Here is a 22,367-nt window from a genome sequence, read left to right as displayed (position 1 = left end):
AAAAATTAATTTAACACTATGATTTTAAACACGGAAGCGGGAGTTTTGTATGACCACCCGTCAAATCTTCGATTTGCCACCCCTCCGGCGGAAGAGAATTTCAGGTTAATTTTATATAAAGTAGCCGTTAAATGCTGAAGTTTCCACTTCTTTCCAATTTATGTTTTTTAGGAAACTGACGGTTTTTCCATTATTTCAAAGCAAATATAAGGGAATCGGAAATTTTGTCAAGTTAATTTATCGTTAAAAATAAACAATCCGGAAATTTTGTCCATTTTTTTTGTAAATTTAATAATTGAACAGTTTTTGCGGTAAGGTAATCGATTAAATGATTAAATAACTGATGGCATTAAGAAACCGGGCCTCAAAATTCAGTTTCTTGATGTCTTTTTAAAGCACAACCAACAACAAATTATTACAAAAAACATAAAAAATATGAACTTAAACCAATATACTGTAAAATCACAGGAAGCCATCCAGGCGGCACAGCAAACTGCTCTGGAATTTGGCAATCAGAGTATAGAACCACAACATATACTTGAAGGGATCTTTCAGGTAGATGAAAATATATCGCCTTTCTTATTAAAAAAATCTGAAGCAGATGCCACTTTGGTAAGAGAGCGCAACCGTGAAAATATAGAGAAACTTCCAAAAGTTCAGGGAGGGAATATTTATCTTTCCCAATCAGCGAACAAAGTATTGCTGGATGCCCCGAACGTTGCCAAGAAAATGGGCGACGAATATGTAACGATTGAGCATTTATGGCTTACGTTACTGGAAACCGGTTCTGAAGTATCTAAAATGCTTAAGGACATGGGTGTCACCAAAAGTCTTTTGGAGGGTGCTATTAAAGAATTAAGAAAAGGAAGCAAAGCTACTTCTGCGAGTTCGGAAGAAACCTATCAGTCCTTGAATAAATATGCTAAAAACTTCAATGAATTAGCAGCGGAAGGAAAACTGGACCCGGTAATCGGGCGTGATGAAGAAATCAGAAGAGTGCTTCAGATCCTTTCGAGAAGAACAAAAAACAACCCAATCCTTATCGGGGAACCGGGTGTTGGTAAAACAGCCATTGCTGAGGGTATTGCCCACCGTATTATTTCAGGAGATATTCCTGAAAACCTGATGGACAAAACGCTTTACTCACTGGATATGGGTGCGTTGATTGCCGGAGCTAAATATAAAGGTGAATTTGAGGAGCGTTTGAAATCTGTGGTGAATGAAGTGATCAAGTCTGAAGGACAGATTATTCTTTTCATCGATGAGATCCACACTCTGGTAGGTGCCGGAGGCGGTGAAGGCGCTATGGATGCCGCCAATATCCTGAAACCTGCTTTAGCAAGAGGAGAATTAAGAGCAATCGGTGCTACGACTTTAAATGAGTACCAAAAGTATTTTGAAAAAGATAAAGCATTGGAAAGACGTTTCCAGAAAGTGATGGTGGAAGAACCTGATACAGAATCTGCGATTTCTATTCTTCGTGGGATTAAAGATAAATATGAGGCTCACCATAAAGTAAGGATCAAAGACGAAGCGATCATTGCTGCCGTGGAAATGTCTCAGCGATATATTTCAGACCGATTTTTACCGGATAAAGCGATTGACCTTATTGACGAAGCTTCAGCAAAGTTGAGAATGGAGATCAATTCCAAACCGGAAGAACTGGATGTACTGGACAGAAAACTGATGCAGCTGGAAATTGAGTTGGCCGCTATTTCAAGAGAAGGTAACCAGACCAAAATTGATCACCTGAAAGAAGATATCTCAAAAATTTCTGAGGAAAGGAATGAGATCAATGCGAAGTGGCTGAAGGAAAAACAAAAATCTGAGGATTTAACACAGATTAAAAAAGATATTGAATCTTTAAAACTGGAAGCAGAAAAAGCCTCAAGAGCAGGTGACTATGCGAAAGTTGCAGAAATTCAGTACGGAAAAATAAAGGAAAAAGAAGATGCTTTGCAGAAACTCGAACTGGAGATGCAGAACCATCAGAATGAATTAATTAAAGAGGAAGTAACTTCTGAAAACATCTCTGAAGTGATTGCGAAATGGACAGGAATTCCTGTCACCAAGCTTATCCAGTCCGAAAGAGAAAAACTGTTGAACCTTGAAGGCGAACTTCACCACCGTGTCGTAGGACAGGATGAAGCTATCGGAGCGGTTGCAGATGCCATCAGAAGAAACAGAGCCGGATTAAGTGATGATAAAAAACCAATCGGATCTTTCTTATTCTTAGGAACAACCGGTGTTGGTAAAACGGAACTTGCCAAAGCTCTGGCAGAATATTTATTCGATGATGAGAATAATATGACGCGAATCGACATGAGTGAATACCAGGAAAGACACAGTGTTTCCAGACTGGTAGGAGCTCCTCCGGGATATGTAGGCTATGATGAAGGCGGACAGCTGACGGAAGCGGTAAGAAGAAGACCATATTCTGTGGTTCTTCTGGATGAAATTGAAAAAGCGCATCCGGATGTTTTCAACACCTTACTTCAGGTATTGGATGATGGACGTCTGACTGATAATAAAGGACGTGTGGTGAATTTTAAGAATTCAATCATTATCATGACTTCTAATTTAGGTTCACACCTGATTCAGGAGAATTTCGAAAATATCACCGAGGAAAACCAGGATCAAATCGTCAGCAAAACAAAAGATGAAGTTTTTGATCTTCTGAAACAGACATTGCGTCCGGAATTCCTGAACAGAATTGATGAAGTGGTATTATTCCAGCCTTTAAACAAAAAAGAGATCGGAAAAATTGTTCAATATCAGTTGAGAGGTTACAATGATATGCTTGGTAAACGAAACATTATCATGACAGCCACTCAGGATGCAGTCGATTATCTGATGAATAAAGGGTATGATCCTTCCTTCGGAGCGAGACCTTTGAAAAGAGTAATCCAGCAAGAAGTATTAAATAAATTATCCAGAGAGATTCTTGCAGGAACGGTGAATGACGGTGACAGAATAACTTTAGATTATTTCGAAGAAACCGGTTTGGTTTTCAGACCGACAGATCAATAAGTAGTTTTTTTCATATATATTATTTTTGTAAGTAAGTGGTGCAGCCCAATCTGCATCACTTATTTTTTTATTCTAAATTTTATCAAAAGGCAGTGATATATTTGTATATTTATAGAACCAAACAAATTAATAACTAAAACAAAATCAGCATGAAAAAGCTAAAAAGAAGCTCACTAAAAACCATTTTGGGAGGAAAAATTGACTGTCGATGCAACATATTTACTTACCCTGATGGCTCCACCAGCGGAACTTGCGCAACAGAACGTTGTTCACAAATCAACATTAATTGCGGACAACTTGAATGTCGACCAGGCCTTATTGATTAACCCATAAAATCATCGTATGAAAAAGTTAAAAAGAAACGATTTAAAGAAAATCACCGGTAGCGGAACAGCTGTTATTACAGAATGTGACATTGATATGAATTGTCCGACCGGGCTCTGCTGCTCAACAGGAAATATCTGCAGGGACCGCAAAAAATATCCTTGCATATAAAATACAGACCGGAGATTCTTTCTCCGGTTTTTTTTTGCTTTTAATATCAATAATTATTTTCCGAAGAATTTTAAAGACATAGTCTATCAATTTAATATATTAATATAATGATTAAAATATTTCAATAAAATAAATAATTTAACGAATAATTTAAACTTAAATAAAATATCATATTATCAACAAATAACGTTAAATCGTTAAATAATAATCAATCAATACATATTTTTCATACATTTGTGACACATTCAAACCACAAACCATTTATATTATGAAAAAAGCAGTACTAGGAGTATTGATTACTCTTTTCGTGTCGTGTAACAACGAATCAGAAAATCTCGCTTCCGAAAAAGCCACTCCGGATCAGCCTGCCATGGCAGATAAATCAGCAGCCATCTGCGGCTCGGATTTAGTGAGACAAAAATTCCTTTCAGAGAATCCTGAGGCCGCACAGCGTATGCTTCAGATCGAAAACAACACCGCTGATTATATTGAGCAAAAGAAAATGGGTAAAGTACTTCCTGACGGCAGTGTAGAAATCCCCGTTATTTTCAACGTTCTGTACACTAATTCAACGAATAATGTGTCTGACGCCAGAATCAATTCCCAGATTGATGTACTGAATAAAGCTTTTGCTTCAACTCATGCTAACGTATCTAATATTCCTGCTGCATTTCAGCCTGTGAATGCCGGAGATACGAAGATCAAATTCAGACTGGCACAAATCAACAGAAAATCTACAACTACCTCCAACTGGGCGCCTAATGATAATATGAAAAAAACTTCAACAGGAGGAATCAACGCTACAGATCCCACCAAATACCTGAATATCTGGGTAGTAAATTACATGCCTTACCAAACCGGATACGTCCTTGGATATGCTACTTTCCCTGAATCCGCAGGTCTTTGGAATGACGGTGTAGTCATGATGGACGAATATGTAGGTGAAGGCGGACCGGTAGCCACTCACAATAAAGGAAGAGTAACGGTACACGAAGTAGGTCACTACCTTAACCTTAGACATATCTGGGGGGATGCTAACTGCGGAAATGACTTCGTAGATGACACTCCACAACAGATCACCAACCACAGAGGCGTTCCTTCTTATCCTAAAATGGAAACATGCGGCGGTGTATCACGTTCTACCATGTTCATGAATTATATGGATTACTCTGATGAAACGACCCTGTTCATGTTTACAAAAAAACAAAACGACAGAATGCAGGCTTCCATTTCTGCTAACGGTCCAAGAGCAGGGTTGAGATTGTTATAAAAGATCATTACCATACCAACTATAAGGTCCTCAAATTATTTGGGGACCTTATTATTTTACAGCCTAATTTGCAATCCGTAAAAACACGGAAAATTAACGGGAAAAAACACATACTACTTAACATAAAAAATTACGAGATTTGCACTACTACTAACATTCTTTTATAAAACTAACGTTATGAAAACAAAACCTACTTTAGAGGACGGAACCCTTGAAGCCGTTTCTGGAACAAACACCATTGCTTCAGAGCTTGTTAAGAAGTTGATCTCCAACTACAGAGACAACCAGATGCAGGCTGTAAATAAAGAATTGGGAATTACCGATTCCCACTCCATATGGTTTGACCTTCCTAAGTTGAAAAAATTTATTGCATGTATAGAAGATGAAGCCGCAAAAGCAAATCCTGACGTGTCGGAAGCAGATCTGGGTATCAGATTCTATTACGCTGCTTATCCAAAAGCAGAAGACTGGAGCATCATGGAAAGCCATCCGGTAGAAAGAGAATACGCAGAAAGACATACTCTGGTGATGGTTCCTACTTTAAAAAAAGCAGATGAAACAGGTGAAATGCTTAATTACGACTTCTGCCCTTTCACTACAGGCTCTACGCTAGCTATGGCTGCAAAAAACAGTGCGGAAACACTACCCGAAACGCTTGCAGAAAATCATGGAGCACTATCCCCACCACACGATCCAAAAACAGAGATATTCCCATAATATAATCATTAATTTATTTTTACCATACAATCCACATGACTGATTTTCAGAAGATACTTCAGGGATCTCTAATCTGGGTAGAAGGACTCGCTGCCTTAATATCCATTATTTACTATAACCGTGGTAATACGGACAGATATTGGAAGTATTTTTCTATTTATCTTATTCTTATGTTTGTATGTGAAATAATTGGAAAATGGGGACATCAGTTTTTTGAATATGACAAACCGAAGTTTTACAATTATTTTGTCATTCCTATTGAGTTTCTTTTCTTTTACTGGCTTTATGCCGCCAAGTCACTGGGAAGACCAAAACTCTTTTACACGATATCATTTCTGTATCTATTATCATTTTTACCCAGTGAAATATTTTTCACCACAAAAAAGATAGTTTTCTCTTTCAACTATACATTTGGCTGCCTTATGCTAATGATACTGGTTATTATGGAGTATTACAGACAGATTAATTCCACTGAAATTTTAAACTTCAGTCAGAATAAAATGTTTTATATCAATTTAGGCGTAACTTTATTTTATATCGGGACGCTTCCTTTCTGGACATTTTTCAGTCTTCTGGCCAAATATAAAGAACTGTGGGACATGTATTTTAATTATTTTCTGATGTCCGGAATTATAATGTATCTTTTATTCTCAATTTCATTCATATGGGGAAAACGGAGCTCATAATAACCATCATCCTATTCAACATCTTCTTTGTGCTTTTTGTAGCTGCTGTTATGGTATACATTAGAAAGTACAAACAGAGGAAGAGAGAATATATGAATGAAATTGAAGTGAAAAATGAAATTCATAAGCGGGAGCTTCTGGCCACGCAGCTAGAAATTCAGCAGGCAACGATGCAGCAAATCGGAAGGGAACTTCATGATAATATCGGCCAGAAACTGACACTGGTAAGCCTTTACACCCAGCAGCTTCTTTACGAAAACCGGGTTCCTGAGGTAAGCGAAAGAATCGATCAGGTTTCCCAGATTATCAATCAATCTCTGCAGGACCTGAGAAGCCTTTCAAAAACACTGACAGATGACAACATCAATCAAAAGGAAATCGTAACTTTAATCCAGGAAGAGGTAGACAATACGAATACTTTTAAAAGATGCCATGTCACCTTTGAACATAATTTCAAACAGCTTGATCTGGGATTTGTCCATAAAAACGTGTTACTCAGGATCACACAGGAATTTATTCAGAACAGCATCAAGCATGCGCAATGCAAAAATATTTTCATCAATCTGAACACTTCTGACGACATTCTTTGGGAACTTAATCTCAGAGATGACGGCACAGGATTCGACAGTACGAAGATAAAATCCAATGGCATCGGCTTGACCAATATGAAAAACAGAGCAGCCATCATAGGCGCCGATTTCAGCTTTGAAAGCCGGGAAAATGCCGGAACTACCCTCAATATTATCTTAAAAAAACAACCATGAAAAAAACAATAGTAATCGTTGATGATCATATTCTTATCGCTAAAGCATTAGAAGGAATCATTGGAAATTTCAGTGATTTCGAAGTGATCTACGTATGCGAAAACGGCAAAGATCTGATTGAAAAATTTGAAAATAACGGTAAAATTCCGGACATCATCCTGCTGGATATCAGCATGCCGATCATGGATGGCTTTGAAACCGCTGCATGGCTTACCAAGAATCATCCTAACATCAAAGTAATGGCACTGAGTATGCAGGGTGATGACAACAGTGTGATCAAGATGATTAAAAACGGAGCAAAAGGATATCTGCTTAAAAACACCCATCCCAAAGATCTTGAAACAGCATTAACAAAATTGAATTCAGACGGATTTTTCTACCCTGAATGGGCCTCAAAAATCATATTCTCCAACCTGAACAGGGACAAGGAAACAGAAAACGCCATAAGAATCTCAGACCGAGAAAGAGAATTTCTGAAATACACCGTAACAGAGCTTAGTTACAAGGAAATTGCAGACAGAATGTGTTGCAGCCCGAGAACCGTAGAAAGCTACCGCGACCAGCTTTGCGATAAATTAGATTTGAAAACACGTGTAGGATTGGCGGTATTCGCTATTAAAAATGGTTTTGCAGGCGAATAAAAAGAAATCGCAATTAAAAATATTAACCAATATTCAATATTTTATCTAATTATTTAAATCAAAAACTCACAATAAAATTAAATTATTGAACAGATTTAAATAAATAACTAAAATTCAACAAAACCAATAAAAAATCACATAATATTCACCAATAATTATCAATAATTAACAAATAGTCAGTAATTGATTAATTTTTATTGCGCCATATTTTTTTATAATATAATTTTGGAACGCAAACCATAACAATATATTATGAAAAATTTACTATTTGGAGCTATGATACTCAGCTTCATGTCGGCCTGTAACAGCGACAACATTTCCAACCAGGAAGAGCCATCACAAAACCCCGGCACACCATCCGTTACAACCGCATTAAAAAGAAGCTGTCCTTCTGACCTCATCAGACAGGAACGACTTAAAAATAATCCGGCATTAAGAGCTAAATTTGAAGCTAATGAATTACAGGCTGAAAAATTTTCCAGAGATCTCTCAACCGGAAAAGTACTCGCAGATGGCACCGTTGAAATCCCTGTTATCTTCAATGTTATCTATAACACCAGTGCCCAGAATATTTCTGATGCAAGAATCGCAGAACAAATTGCTGTATTGAATGCAGATTATGGCGCTACCAATTCTGATATCGGCAACATCCCAACAGAATTCCAACCTGCTGCTGCCGGTAATGTAAAAGTAAGCTTTAAATTAGTAAAAATCAACCGCAAACAAAGCTCGAAGACAGCATGGAAATCTGCTGTGGATGAAATGAAATACTCGGCTAATGGAGGAATCGACGCTACAGATACCACCAAAAATCTGAATATCTGGGTCGTGAATTCTATTCTGGACAATAAGAATAAGCCCGGAACATTGGGATATGCTTACTATCCGGAAGATGCAGGATTAGAGGATGACGGGGTTGTTTTAGACTACCGTTATGTAGGGAAAACAGGCGCTACCTTTCCTTATAATTTAGGAAGAACCGCTACTCATGAAGTAGGCCATTATTTAAACCTTCCTCACCTTTGGGGATCATCTGACAATGGCTGTGAGACAGATTTTTCTGCTGACACTCCAGTCTCTCCCGGCCCTAACTTTGATACACCCACCTACCCTTTATATGCGTTTTGCGGAGGGGTAAAGCGTTCTCAGATGTTTATGAATTATATGGATTATGTGGATGACAGAGCTATGTGTATGTTCTCCGCCAATCAAAAAACAAGAATGCGTGCGGTAGTAGCAGCATCCGGACCAAGATCCGGATTAAGATAACACTTTCCTGAATTAAATTTATATAAAAAGTCTGAACGAATGTTCAGGCTTTTTGTTTATCGTCCCAGAACCTTAAAGCTACCGGATCTTAAATATGATCAATGACAACTGAAAACCCGTCTGGAGCTGGCCTCATTCACTATTAAAAACTTTTTTTTCACTTGATTAAGAAATGAAAATGACACTTAAAAATATAAATCATTTTAGATATTATATAGTATTATTTTCAACAAAAATAAAATTAAAGATAAAATAATTAGACACACATTCGTGATATGATTAAAATTCAACTAAAACACCAAAAACATAAATAATATTCAACAACAGATCAAATTAGATGAAAAATATTTAAATATTTTTCAAATTATCTTGTTTATTAATTTTTTATACTATAAATTTGGAGACCAAACCATTAACAATTTATATATGAAAAAGCTATTATTTGGAGCTCTCATCCTGAGCTTCATGTCAGCCTGTAACAGCGATAATATCTCCAATCAGGAGGAAGCTTCACAGGATGTATCTACCTCTTCCGGTATGCCTGCCTCAAAAAGAGCCTGCCCTTCTGATCTTATCAGAGAAAAAGCCCTTAAAAGCGATCCTGCATTAAGAGCTAAGTTCGAGGCTAACGAATTACAGTCTGAAAACTTTTTAAGAGATCTTTCCATGGGTAAAGTACTTGCAGATGGTACTGTTGAAATACCGGTTGTCTTCAATGTTATCTACAATACAGCTGCCCAGAATGTTTCTGACGCAAGAATCGCAGAACAAATCGCAGTATTGAACGCAGATTATGGCGCAACCAATTCTGACATCAATAAAATCCCTGCTGCATTCCAGCCTTCTGCTGCCGGCAACGTAAAAATCAGTTTCAAACTGGTAGCTACCAACCGTAAGCAAAGTACAAAAACAGCATGGAGATCTGATCTGGAAGAAATGAAAAAAGCAACTACCGGAGGGATCAACGCTACAGACCCAACTAAAAATATGAATATCTGGGTAGTGAACTCTATCCTTGATGAGAACAACCAGCCTGGAACATTAGGGTATGCTTATTATCCTGAATCTGCTGGATTATGGTACGACGGTCTTGTAATAGGTTACCAATACATAGGAAAAACAGGTGCTTCTGCTCCGTTCAACTTAGGAAGAACCGTTACACACGAAGTAGGTCACTATTTAAACTTACCTCACCTTTGGGGATCATCTAATGCAGGTTGCCAGACAGATTACTCAAATGACACCCCAACTTCTCCTGGCCCTAACTACGGAACACCATCATATCCTTTAAACAGAACTTGCGGAGGAGTAAGCCGCTCTCAGATGTTTATGAACTATATGGATTATGTAGATGACAAAGCTATGTTTATGTTCTCTGCAAACCAAAAAACAAGAATGCAGGCCGTAGTGGCTGCAGCTGGCCCAAGAGCTGGATTAAGATAATACACACCAAATTAACTTTACATATAAAGAGCCTGAATGAATGTTCAGGCTTTTTTTGTATTAAAACCTCTCAACAAATTCACAAAAAAGAGATTTAACCACCTTATCGTACCTAATAATTTAAATTATAAATTCAATGAAACGTTATTTTTTTTAATGAAAAATAATTAAAATCACAGAATATTGATATAATTAAAAAACAAAACCTCGTTTGATTGCATTTCATATTCAGAGATAATAATTTTATCACACAAACCTAAACCTTAATTTATGAAAAAATTATTATTTGGAGCTCTGGTACTGAGCTTAATGTCTTCCTGTAACAGTGATAATCTATCCAATCAGGAGGAAGCATCACAGAGTGTTTCTACTTCTTCCGGGATGGCTGCCTCAAAAAGAGCCTGTCCTTCTGATATCATCAGAGAAAAAGCCTTGAAAAACGATCCTGCATTAAGAGCCAGATTCGAAGCCAATGAATTACAGTCTGAAAAATTTTCGAGAGATCTTTCCATGGGCAAAGTACTTGCAGACGGGACGATTGAAATTCCGGTTGTTTTCAATGTCATCTACAATACGGCTGCCCAAAATATCTCTAATGCAAGAATCGCAGAACAGATCGCTATATTGAATGCAGATTATGCTGCAAGCAATTCTGACATCTCCAAAATACCTGCAGAATTCAAACCTGCTGCCGCCGGCAACGTAAAAATCAGTTTCAAACTGGTTGCTACCAACCGTAAGCAAAGCCCAAAAACAGCATGGAGATCTGATCTGGAAGAAATGAAAAAAGCAACTACCGGAGGAATCAACGCTACAGACCCAACTAAAAATATGAATATCTGGGTAGTGAACTCTATCCTTAATGAGAACAGTCAGCCTGGCACATTAGGATATGCCTATTACCCCGAAGTAGCAGGATTATGGTATGACGGTCTTGTAATAGGTTACCAATACATAGGAAAAACAGGCGCTTCTGCTCCGTTCAACTTAGGAAGAACAACTACCCACGAAGTAGGCCATTATTTAAACTTACCTCACCTTTGGGGATCAACTGATGCAGGTTGCCAGACAGATTACTCAAATGACACGCCAGCTTCTCCTGGTGCGAACCTTGGAACACCATCATATCCATTAAACAGAACTTGTGGAGGAGTAAGCCGCTCTCAGATGTTTATGAACTATATGGATTATGTAGATGACAAAGCGATGTTTATGTTCTCTGCGAACCAAAAAACAAGAATGCAGGCCGTAGTAGCAGCAGCTGGTCCAAGAGCCGGATTAAGATAATACACACCACATTAACTTTACATAAAACGAAGCCTGAATAAATATTCAGGCTTTTCATTGATACCAACCTGTTTTATCATCAGAGTTTGTAAATGTTTTTTCAAAATAACAGACAAGGCTACATACGAACCAATCGCTTTATGTAATCAGCTTTGTGGACAATAAAATGATTACACCACCCATTCCTACTAATCCCATATGAGTAAACACAAAAAATTAGCATAAATTTCAAAAAATTAAAATTATGTTACATAAAAAAATGAAATCAAAGAATTTTTAAACAAATTCACCAATTACATAAAAATCAATCTGTAGTTAATTTACATATGAAATACATAGTATTTATAATGTTTCATTATCATATAATCAACAAAAAACCAGAAATACCTTGTATAATAATTTTTAATAATATAAATTCACTAACTGAAATTATATAAACAAAAGATTATGAAAAAACTATTATTTGGAGCCATTGTATTGGGTTTCATGTCAGCATGTAACAGCGACAGCCTTTCAAATCAAAACGAAAACCCCGCCAACAAGGAGGATGCATCTTCAGCAGATATGTTTAAAAGAGGCTGTGCATCTGAAGAAGTCAGACAGGAAGCACTAAAAAGCAACGCTGAACTTAGACAAAAATTTGTGACACTAGAAGCGAATACAGAAAAATTTGCTAATGAATTGAAACTTGGAAAAGTTCTGGCAGACGGAACGGTAGAAATTCCGGTGGTTGTAAATGTATTGTACAAAACAACTGCAGAAAATGTTTCTGACGCGAGAATTGCAGAACAAATCGCTGTACTGAACGCAGACTTTACAGGAACGAACACAGACGCAAATAAAATCCCTGTTGAATTCCAGACGGTAAGTGCCGGTGATACAAAAGTAAAATTCAAATTGGTAAATACAATACGAAAAGCTACCACCAAGACAAGCTGGGCAACCAATGATGACATGAAAAAAGTATCTAAAGGAGGAATTGCAGCTACAAGCCCATCAAACTACCTAAATATCTGGATCGTAGGAAAAATGACAAGTCAGGGAAAAACCATTCTCGGATATGCTACATTTCCTGAATCTGCAGGATTGTGGAATGACGGTGTAGCCATCGCCGCACCATACTTTGGAAAAACAGGAGCCTCTTCTCCTTTTAACTTAGGAAGAACTGCCACACACGAGGTTGGGCATTATTTAAATCTCAGACATATCTGGGGAGACGCCAACTGTGGTAATGACCAGGTTACGGACACTCCTACCCAGACAACGGCCAATTATGGAAAACCATCCTATCCGTTATACAACACATGTGGAGGTGTTCAAAGATCCGTAATGTTTATGAACTATATGGATTATGTAGATGATGCTGCTATGTTTATGTTCTCTGCAGGACAGAAAGCAAGAGTTCAATCAGTAATCGCTTCTACAGGAGCAAGATCAGGATTACGACTTTATTAAAATTCAAATTCATATAAACAAAGAGGTTGTACCAATGTGTACAACCTCTTTGTTTTTATAATGATCTTGTATTATTTTCCGGTGTATAATCCATAAAGATATCTCCGTCTAAAGTCACAGATTTCACTTTCTTTTTAATAGGAACGGTAAGGTCTGTCTGTTTCTGGTTTTTCTCCCAGATTCCAGGTGAGAAATGAAGCTTTTCAACAGATCCGTCCTCGTAATTAAGCACGGCATCAAAAGGAATGGCAAATCCGCCTACATTATCTACATTCACAGTAAGAAGGTCGTTAAGCTGTGAAGCACCGGTCACTTTTAAATCTATATAATTGTTGGTATAAAACCAGTTTTGAAAAAACCAGTTCAGATTTTTCCCGGAACCCGTATTCATTGAATTAAAATAATCCCACGGCACAGGATGCTTCCCATTCCAGTTATCCATATAATGAAGAAGCGCTTTTTTAAACAGATCGTCTCCTAAATAATCTTTCAAGGCAAGATAAGACAGAGATGCTTTTACATAAGAATTGTTTCCATATCCTGCACCGCTTACCTGAGTACTCATCGTAATAACAGGCTGGTCCTGCTCAGCGGAGGGGTCTTTGATCCACCTTTTAACGCGGAAGTTTTTATAGAATTCTTTTGCAGCAGCTTCACCGTTTTCATCAATTCCGATCAGGTATTCAAGCGTAGTTGCCCAACCTTCATCCATAAAAGCATAACGGGTTTCATTGATTCCCATATAAAAAGGGAAATAGGTGTGTGCAATTTCATGATCTGCGGTAAGTCTTGCATCGCGAAGATCATCAGGAATACTGGTATCATTGATCATCATTGGGTATTCCATATCCGCATATCCCTGAATAGCGGTCATCACATTATAAGGATATTCCACGCCCGGCCATTTCTTTGAGAACCAGTCCAGATTATAACGCATCCAGTCTACATACTGTTCAAAATCCTTTGCTCCTGTTTTATAGGCTGACTGAACACTGGCTCTTTTTGATTTCAACTGAACACTTGCCGCATCCCAAACATAATGGTTGCTTAGTGCAAAACAGAAATCTGTGATATGATTCGCTTTAAATTTCCAGATATTCCATTTGTTTGGCTTGGTTACTTTTCCGGATCTCATTTCCTGTTCGGAAGCAATTTGAATCACTTTATCGCTTTTGAGAGAAGCTTTGTATCTTTTTAAATATTCAGGCTGAAGTACAGCATCCGGATTCAGAAAGTCTCCGGTAGCCCAAACCACGAAATTTTTCGGAGCAGAGATGGTAAAACTATAATCATTAAAGTCATTATAAAACTCCTGTCTGTCTGAATGCGGAAGCATATCCCAGCCATTATAATCATCATACACGGAAACCCTCGGGAAAGAATAGGCTACATAAAAAGTTTCAGGATCTATCTGTCCTTCTCTTCCACTCTGAACGGAAAGCGGATATTCCCATTCTATTTTGATCTCTGTTTTAGATCCTGCTTTAAGGGCTTTATTCAGTTTTACTTTTTCAACGGTTCCCCAGTCATCACTGTTTACCGCATATTTTTCACCGTTTACGATGAACGATTTGATATGAAGACCTGAAGACAGGAAATCTTTGGACACCGTTCCTGATCTTGGTGATTGTGGTTTGTGAAGATTATTCACAAATCTGATGGCCAGCTCAGGAAGCTCATCCGGACTGTTGTTTGTATACGTGATGGTTTCTTTCCCTGAAACGGTTTTCGTTCCGGCATCCACTTTTACCTCAACATTATAAATTCCTTTATTCTGCCAATAGTTTTTGCCCGGTGCACCGAAAATATCCCGGGTTCCTTTTTCATAGGCTTTTTTAATATTTCTCGGCATATAAAGCTCCTGCGCAGAAACCTGCTGTATCGAAACAGTCACTGCCAGAGCATAAAGAAATCGTTTCATATCTCTAATTTTTAAAAATAAGTATCAAAATTAGCGAAAATGTAACACCGGACCGTTATTTCTTTTTATAATAATGTTTTATGGCTATTAGTTTTTTATTCTTCTTAAAGATTTCAGATATGCGACTTCAGACTTCAGACATCGCCATACTCATCACTTTCGGCGACAAAAACCTTAATTTACAACCATTTAATCTCTCCGGACCGACAGATTCAAAATTTGAATCTCATAACTCAAAACTCATCATTTATAACTCAAAAACGTTCCGACTCTCCCACCCTGTAACATGAACTCTACAACCTATCCTGTTCATCCGTCTTCTTAATTGTTTTGGCATTCTTCACCGCCTGATTTCCAAAATTGAATTTCAGTGAAAGCGTAAATCCCTGTGTGTCTCCGTAGTCCAGGAAGTAATTGTCCTGATTGGCATATTTCGTACTGATCTTCTGCCCCATGGTTCTGAAAATATCATTGACAATAAAGGAGGCTTCCAGTTTTTTATTAAAGAATTTACGGTTCATCACGAAATAAGCAGACCATGCGCTGGAAATCGTGAAAGTTCCCTGTATTCCCGGTGAATAGTATTTGTGCCCTACCTCCATTTTCCAGTCATTGCTTTTATCCAAAGTAACGGCAGTGGAAACATTAGATACCCAATTCCATACTTTATTTTTATACAGGAGACCATCCGTTCCTTTGAAATAATTTTCGTTGTGTTCCAGATTTTCAGAAAGGATAAGTGTCCACCATGGTTTGATCTGGAAGCTTTTGTACAGACTTGCTCCAAAGGCCTGTCCTTTTTCAATATTAGTGAAATAATAGATCAGACTATTTGTGCTTGGTTCCTGATACGAAATTTCCATAGACGGATAAATTTCTTTCCGGTAGTACATATCCAGGTTCCAGCCTTTCCACGAATACGTAAGATTAAGGTTGTGAATGATGGTGGCCTTCAGTTTCGGATCTCCCTGATAATAGGAAAATAAATTATAATATGACTTCGCCGGATTCAGCCATGAATAAGACGGTCTGCTGATTCTTTTTCCATAAGAGAACCCGAATTCATGCTTACTTTCGGTAGTATATTGTGCATAAAATGTAGGGAAAAGATTCCAGTACTTATTTTTATTCCGCTCATAAGGCTCGGAAACGACACCTTCCAGATCTGTCATTTCTGCACGGAGCCCTCCTTTAAAATTCCATTTTCCGAGATTGTAAGCCAATGAAGAATAGACGGCGAAATTATGTTCTTTGTAATCAAACAGGCTGCTTTTTTCAGGACGCAGTTGCATGATTCCGCTTTCATTGTCAGAAAAATCCAGTCCGCTTGTTGTTTTCACAAAACTATATTTCATTCCCGACTCCACTTCCAGTTTTTTATCTTTCCATTGATAATCGGCTTGTGTGGAATATAATTTAACATCAGCTTTATTCCGGGTAAAAAAATTATCTTCCCTCGGTGTCTCACCAGCAAAATTAAGATGAGTAAGAACGTTTTGGTATTTATCCACATTGTTTCCGGTAAAATAATTGATCCATGAAAGGTTGCTTTTCTTGTTCAATTTTCGGTCGATCTGAAAGCTCAGTGAATTATTGATTGTTCTGGACTGGTGATCATTAATAGTAGTATAATCCGACTCAGCAATATTCTGACTGTTGTAGATCAGTGTCGGCACCACATAAGTTCCAAAAGATTTAGGACCGAAGTATCCTGAGTAATTCAGACTCAGATTCGTCAGGCTGTCAATTTCGTATTCCGCATTGAAATTGAGGGTATTCTGTGCATTATTTTTATCTTTCCGGTTCATCGTACTCACCCACCTGGTCTGACTTTCCTGGTAATTGACGAAATCAGTTCCCTCACGGTAGTAGGTTCCAAAACCTCTGTAATAGCTCCCCATTAATGAAAGTTTATCTTTTTTATAATATTGGGATACACCTAAAACTCCTTTTGCATATTGAGTCTGAACATATTTTGAGGAAACAATTCCGCGGTAGCCTTCGATCTTATTTTTCTTCATGATGATATTCAGGACGGCGCTGCCTGAGGCTTCATATTTTGCAGGCGGATTGGTAATCACTTCTACCGATTTGATTTCGTCTCCCTGAGTGTTTTCAAGAAAGTTTTTGAGTTCATCCCCGGTCAGCATTACTTTTTTATCATTGATGGTCACCAAAATCCCCGTACCTCCTTTGATGGCAATCACATCATTGTTGATCGTTACATTGGGTGTTTTCTTTAATATTTCCCATGCGTTAAGTGAAGAAACATTGCTGTTTTCCACATTGAATTCCAGGCGGTCTACTTTTCTGGTGACTACCGGTTTCTGCTTGGTCATCACGACAGCTTCTATTTCCTGAGTCTCTTTCTTAAGGATGATTTTTAAAAGTTCTTTTTCCTTTTGCAGATCTACCATCTTCTCAAATGGAGCATAATCCGTTTTTTTGATGGCTATTTTTATGGAATCATCCGAGATCCCTTCTACACTGAAATAACCGTTTTGATCAGTTTTCAATGTTTTGATCAGTTCATTTTTTAAATTATAAATAGTGATATCTGCGGAAGATATTTTGCTACTCCCGGTATCCGTTACTGTACCTTTAATAATCTTCGGCTGGGCAGACAAGAGCATTGGAAACAGCAGTAAAAGAAAAACTTTATACATAATTAATTCTGAAAAGCATGGATGTGACTATGCTTCCCGGTTCAAAATTCAGTATTTGCAGAGAGAATCTCGGTTAATGGAAGGTTAATGATGGGTTAATGCCAACAAGGGGAAGCCTAAAGTTTTTATCTTTGTTTCAATGATCACCAAAAGCAAAAACCTTATCGCTCTTTTCGCTGCCCTGTTCCTGCTTCTGCTGGGGATACAGGCTTATTTTATGTATAAGACGTATCAGGTAAAGGAACGTGAGATCTACAGAGATGTTCATGCAGGACTTACCAACTATACCGACAGACTGGAAGATCTGGGTGGCATCAAAAGTAGGACAGATGATACCATTCAGAAAATCTTGATCCGATATCATGATAAAAAGATCAGTAAAAAAGATTTTCTGGAGTACTTTAAAAAAAATCGGAAGGAAAATGAAAAGCATCTCAGCGACTACGTAGATACCAGTTTTAAAAAAGAAGGCTATAAAATTGCCACCAAAACAGAATACATTTCCATCATTTATATCCCTGACAGCACCCGCCTGATTGATCAGCCGATCACTTTGTACGAAACCAGGAACAAAGTTTCCAATCCTAAAATTTCCAATACAGGTAAATGGGAAACCACATCAAGATCCACTACCAATGATGACACTCCCGGCAGAAATGACTCTTTTATTCTGAAAAGCAATACCGGTTTCGAGATTTTAAATATCAAAACCATCATATTTAAGGAACTTGCTCTGCTCACCATATGCTGTGCAGCTATCCTCGCCAGTGTGCTGTTACTATATATTTTCACCGTTAAAAATCTAGCCCGTCAACAGAAACAGGTAGAAGTTCTCCATACCGTTGTGGATAATATTTCCCATGAATTTAAAACGCCGATCGCTACTTTAAAAATAGCCTCCAAAACTTTAAAAAAGGAATGGAATCCTGAAACACTGCCCCTCATCGACCGGCAGATCAACCGTCTTGAAAACCTGATGCTTCAGCTCCACAAAGACGAAAATTCTGAGGAAACCCTTTCCATACAGCCAGAAGACTGGAACTTTTTTGTAGAGGATCTGGCTTTCACTTATCCACAAACCAGCTTTGATTTGTCCAATAAGGTCACAGAAGAACTTCCCTTTGATCATCATCTCATGGAAACCCTCATCAAAAATCTTTGCGAAAACAGTGTAAAATATGGAGCTTCCGATGTGAAAATCAATATCAGCAATTCCCTTCAAACTCTTAAAATAGAAATTAGCGACAACGGCTGTGGCATTGAGAAAAAAGAACTTGCCCACATTTTTGAAAAATTTTACAGAATCCAGGCTAATAATATTCACAACACCAAAGGATTGGGACTGGGGCTTTATTTTGTAAAAAAAATCGTCACTAAATACGGTGGCAACATAGAAGTTTCCAGCCTTCCCAAAACTGAAACGACCTTTAAAATATCTGTCCCTTATGAAAACTAAGATCCTTTTAGCAGAAGACGACCCGGATTTCGGGATGATCCTGAAACAGTATCTGGAACTGGAGGATTTTGAAGTAACGTGGTTTCAGAATCCGGAAGACGTTGTTGGTCTTTTAGGTACTGATTTTCCTTTCCATATCGGGATTCTGGACATTATGATGCCTTCCATTGATGGCTTTTCTTTAGCCAAAATGATTTTAAAGGAGAAAAATAATTTTCCTCTGCTTTTCCTCACGGCTAAGAATCAGAAAATAGACCGTCTGATGGGCCTGAAGATCGGAGCAGACGATTATGTTGCCAAGCCCTGCGATCCGGAAGAGTTGGTGTTAAGGATTAAAAATATCCTTAAGAGAACCCAACCTAATGCCCCGGCGAAGATCAAAATCGGGGATTATTATTTCGACACAGAAAAACTGTTGCTTTCCCATCCTGAAGGTAATGTACGGCTTACGATCAGGGAACGGGAACTTCTTCTGTATCTTCTGAAATACAACGGCACCATGATCAAAAGGGATGATATTCTGGATAGTCTCTGGGAAACGAACGATTATTTCACGGGAAGAAGCCTGGATGTATTTATCAGCCGTCTTCGGAAATATTTCATGAATGATCCCCAAATAAAAATCCAATCCCTGAGAGGAATTGGATTTGAAGTTGATTTTCCGTTGAACTGATCTGAAATCAAGTCAGGAAGTTTGAAGTTTGAAGCTGGAAGTTATCGAGGTAAGAAGGTAGAATTACGCGCGGCTTTATTTATCTTTATATTTAAAACCTAATATTAACAATATGTCAGTAGAATTAATATCTCAATTTTTAACCAAGTATCATCGAGCTAATTTGGTTTCTTTTAATAATTACATGGAGATGATAAAATCTAAATCACAGTTAACTAAAGAAGAATTGGAAAAACTTATAATTGATTCAAAGTATAGTCTACAAGGTGATTTTAACTCTAATCTTTATAAAATTGCTGAAGAAATAAATTTTGATTTAGATATAGAAATCACGCATCCTTTCATAAAAGATTTGCAAGTTAAGTTAATCGATTTATTAACAATTATGTCTATTCATTCGACAAACAAAGTAATACTTGAATGGTTTGACAATGAGACAAAGAAATTTATTTATTAGACTTTTCTATTAATTTAGTTAAGGCTTCAATATATTCATTTGATGAAGTATATAAAATTGTAAATATTTGCCTAAACCCTTACATCCTATTACAAGGTTTAACCTTTCAACTATCTTTACGATTCCTTTTAAGAAATCATCTTATTGAATCTTTAATATTGATAATATATGGGCATTAATAATGCTCCTTAATTAGAGCTTTAATTATTTATTTTTGTTGTTATTTTATTAAGTTATATGATTAATATTTGTATTTTTATCTAAACTAAAATCATAAAACTATGGCAAAGATCAGAGACGCAGGAACAGGTAAGTATGTAACAGAAGAATATGGTAAGAAACATCCTAAAACAACTGTTAAGGAAACTGACAAGTCCGCACCTAAAAAATCTCCACCTAAGACTCCAAAAAAGAAGTAATTTCAATTCTTTTACGTAAACACAACCTATTGGTATTCTATGGAGTCCTAAATATTTACCTGTTGATAAGTTAGTTAAGTTAATTCAATTGGTTTGCTAATACTATAAATGAATCTGTTTCTTTTATAATAAATCCAGCCTGTAAAACTGTAAAACTTTCATCAGCAAATATTCCGTTCATTTCTTCTGTATGCAATTCATCAGGAATAGAATATACATCTTCCCACTCAATGTATGTAGGTGAATATTTTTTTTATTATCATAATATAATTTTTAAATATTTTAAAGTATAATTATAAACTCTTTAACTATGGATTTACAAACAATTGCTATGGATTCTTATCAGAGTTCAATGATTATGGCTATTAAGCTAAATGCATTAATAGCCAGTTTGACAGATGAACAAAAAGTTATCTATCAAGATAGCATAAATGAACAAATTGCTGAAATAACAAAAAAATTAGAAAACAAAATGAACACAGAAGAAGTTCTTGAAATATTAAGATCAATGAACAAAATGTGATTTCCTAATTAATGAATTAATAAAAAAGAGAACTCAATCCAAGTTCTCTTTTATTTTTGTTAATTTAGTTTGGTGTATTGTTGGTACATTTGCCATATCTTTTAAGGTAACTGATAAAAATAACTTTCCAATATCAACTTTCCATCCTCCCTCTTCCAAACTTAACCTTATTATCTATTCCTAGCGACCTCTGCTAATTAATAGGAAAGCTCTGCCAATACCGGAAAATGATCCGACGGATACAGCAGATTGTCTCTTCTGTCATTGATATGTCTCTGGGACTTTATTTTAAAACCTTTCACGAAAATATAATCAATTCTGTCTTTTGGAATTTCATTGACATTGAAACCTGTGAATGTTCCTTTGGGTCCATAAGGTTTAGTTTCGGAATGATAAAAGCTGTCATCGAGATTCTTCGAAAGAATTTTTATCGGCTCGGAATCTTCCGTTAAATTAAAGTCACCCGTTAAAGTGACAGGAAGGTTTTTAGGATTCATTTCTTTGATTTTTCTCAGAATAAGTTCAGAGGATTTCACTCTTGCCACATTTCCGATATGATCAAAATGAAGGTTCATCGCCAGGAATTCTTTTTTTGATTTTTTATCTTTAAAAAACGCATAGGTACAGATTCTGTTGAGCGCAGCATCCCATCCTCTGGAAGGTGTTTCCGGTGTTTCCGAAAGCCAGAATGTTCCGGATTTTACAATCTGAAGCCTGTTCGTATCATAAAAAATAGCTGAGAATTCTCCTTTTTCTTTTCCGTCATCTCTTCCTACCCCTACATAGTCGTAATTCTTAAGGCCTGCTTTTATATCTTTCATCTGCTCCGGAAGCGCTTCCTGAACGCCGAAATAATCGGGGTGATAATAATTTAATAAATCCACAGCATCCTGTTTTCTTTCTGTCCAGGCATTTTCTTTATCCGAGGTCACCTGCAGCCTGATATTGAAGCTCATCACTTTAAGATCCTGCGAAAATCCCAGAGCAAAAAACAGCAGGGATACGATTGAAAATCTGAAATTCATAGTCCTATTTTTAAATTAGAATAACAAAAATAGGACATCTTTCTGAGAGGTGATGGAGGTTTGTGTTAATTTTAGGGAAGTTATGAGTTATGAATGATGAGTGATAAGTTTTGGATTGCGGGATATGGAGTTGGAGGATTTTCACATTCCACTTGCGAAGCAAAATTGAC

The 22,367-nt window shown here is 37.1% G+C and carries 18 protein-coding genes; 15 read left to right on the top strand and 3 right to left on the bottom strand.

Annotated elements, in window-relative coordinates:
* The first annotated feature begins 435 nt into the window (after positions 1-435).
* The 10 genes from clpB to BM143_RS15240 all read left to right on the top strand — a co-directional run bounded on the left by clpB (position 436) and on the right by BM143_RS15240 (position 13,057).
* Positions 436-3,030, top strand: a complete 2,595-nt coding sequence (gene clpB, locus BM143_RS15285) for an ATP-dependent chaperone ClpB (protein WP_090025306.1) — start codon at positions 436-438, stop codon at positions 3,028-3,030.
* Between the two features lie 763 nt (positions 3,031-3,793).
* Entirely contained in the window at positions 3,794-4,795 is a 1,002-nt protein-coding gene (locus BM143_RS15280) for a zinc metalloprotease (protein ID WP_090025304.1), read from the top strand.
* A gap of 177 nt (positions 4,796-4,972) precedes the next feature.
* Positions 4,973-5,512 carry a hypothetical protein gene (locus BM143_RS15275; protein ID WP_090025303.1) on the top strand — a complete coding sequence of 180 codons (540 nt, stop codon included), beginning with the start codon at positions 4,973-4,975 and terminating at the stop codon, positions 5,510-5,512.
* A 35-nt stretch (positions 5,513-5,547) separates the two neighbouring features.
* Positions 5,548-6,198 carry a hypothetical protein gene (locus BM143_RS15270; RefSeq protein ID WP_090025301.1) on the top strand — a complete coding sequence of 217 codons (651 nt, stop codon included), beginning with the start codon at positions 5,548-5,550 and terminating at the stop codon, positions 6,196-6,198.
* Positions 6,177-6,962 (top strand): sensor histidine kinase, encoded by a 786-nt coding sequence (locus BM143_RS15265; protein WP_090025299.1) that lies wholly within the window; start codon positions 6,177-6,179, stop codon positions 6,960-6,962. Before BM143_RS15270 ends, BM143_RS15265 begins: the two co-directional genes overlap by 22 nt.
* Entirely contained in the window at positions 6,959-7,603 is a 645-nt protein-coding gene (locus BM143_RS15260) for a response regulator transcription factor (RefSeq protein WP_090025297.1), read from the top strand. The genes BM143_RS15265 and BM143_RS15260 overlap by 4 nt, the downstream gene beginning before the upstream one ends.
* A 252-nt stretch (positions 7,604-7,855) precedes the next feature.
* Entirely contained in the window at positions 7,856-8,872 is a 1,017-nt protein-coding gene (locus tag BM143_RS15255) for a zinc metalloprotease (protein WP_090025296.1), read from the top strand.
* Positions 8,873-9,298: 426 nt separating this feature from the next.
* Positions 9,299-10,315: a zinc metalloprotease gene (locus BM143_RS15250; RefSeq protein WP_090025294.1), complete on the top strand. Its 1,017-nt coding sequence runs from the start codon at positions 9,299-9,301 to the stop codon at positions 10,313-10,315.
* Between the two features lie 270 nt (positions 10,316-10,585).
* Entirely contained in the window at positions 10,586-11,602 is a 1,017-nt protein-coding gene (locus BM143_RS15245; protein WP_090025292.1) for a zinc metalloprotease, read from the top strand.
* Between the two features lie 447 nt (positions 11,603-12,049).
* The gene (locus tag BM143_RS15240) at positions 12,050-13,057 is read left to right on the top strand and encodes a zinc metalloprotease (protein WP_090025291.1); all 1,008 of its coding nucleotides are present in this window, start codon (positions 12,050-12,052) and stop codon (positions 13,055-13,057) included.
* A 55-nt stretch (positions 13,058-13,112) separates the two neighbouring features.
* On the opposite strand, the gene BM143_RS15235 is transcribed toward BM143_RS15240, so the two are convergent.
* Together BM143_RS15235 and BM143_RS15230 are read right to left on the bottom strand one after the other, a co-directional pair.
* Positions 13,113-14,978, bottom strand: coding sequence for a M1 family metallopeptidase (locus BM143_RS15235; RefSeq protein WP_090025289.1), 1,866 nt, complete (start codon positions 14,976-14,978; stop codon positions 13,113-13,115).
* A 293-nt stretch (positions 14,979-15,271) separates the two neighbouring features.
* A complete protein-coding gene (locus BM143_RS15230) occupies positions 15,272-17,644 on the bottom strand; it encodes an outer membrane beta-barrel family protein (protein WP_090025288.1) in 2,373 nt (790 codons plus the stop codon).
* A 139-nt stretch (positions 17,645-17,783) separates the two neighbouring features.
* Here BM143_RS15230 and BM143_RS15225 point away from each other — a divergent pair, with 139 nt between their 5' ends.
* The 5 genes from BM143_RS15225 to BM143_RS15205 all read left to right on the top strand — a co-directional run bounded on the left by BM143_RS15225 (position 17,784) and on the right by BM143_RS15205 (position 21,172).
* Complete coding sequence (locus BM143_RS15225) at positions 17,784-19,100, top strand: sensor histidine kinase (protein WP_090025286.1); 1,317 nt, start codon at positions 17,784-17,786, stop codon at positions 19,098-19,100.
* On the top strand, positions 19,090-19,773 hold the full coding sequence (locus BM143_RS15220) for a response regulator transcription factor (RefSeq protein WP_090025284.1): 684 nt from the start codon (positions 19,090-19,092) through the stop codon (positions 19,771-19,773). Before BM143_RS15225 ends, BM143_RS15220 begins: the two co-directional genes overlap by 11 nt.
* A gap of 112 nt (positions 19,774-19,885) precedes the next feature.
* Positions 19,886-20,230, top strand: a complete 345-nt coding sequence (locus BM143_RS15215) for a hypothetical protein (protein WP_090025283.1) — start codon at positions 19,886-19,888, stop codon at positions 20,228-20,230.
* A gap of 281 nt (positions 20,231-20,511) precedes the next feature.
* Complete coding sequence (locus tag BM143_RS15210; protein ID WP_072924947.1) at positions 20,512-20,649, top strand: multidrug transporter; 138 nt, start codon at positions 20,512-20,514, stop codon at positions 20,647-20,649.
* 310 nt (positions 20,650-20,959) lie between these two features.
* On the top strand, positions 20,960-21,172 hold the full coding sequence (locus tag BM143_RS15205) for a hypothetical protein (RefSeq protein WP_072924944.1): 213 nt from the start codon (positions 20,960-20,962) through the stop codon (positions 21,170-21,172).
* Between the two features lie 197 nt (positions 21,173-21,369).
* On the opposite strand, the gene BM143_RS15200 is transcribed toward BM143_RS15205, so the two are convergent.
* Complete coding sequence (locus BM143_RS15200) at positions 21,370-22,197, bottom strand: endonuclease/exonuclease/phosphatase family protein (protein WP_090025281.1); 828 nt, start codon at positions 22,195-22,197, stop codon at positions 21,370-21,372.
* Positions 22,198-22,367: the final 170 nt, after the last annotated feature.

Source organism: Chryseobacterium oleae (assembly GCF_900115055.1).
GTDB classification, from domain to species: domain Bacteria; phylum Bacteroidota; class Bacteroidia; order Flavobacteriales; family Weeksellaceae; genus Chryseobacterium; species Chryseobacterium oleae.
The sequence above is the reverse complement of the archived record's forward strand: the minus strand, read 5'-3'. Positions and strand labels throughout refer to the sequence as shown.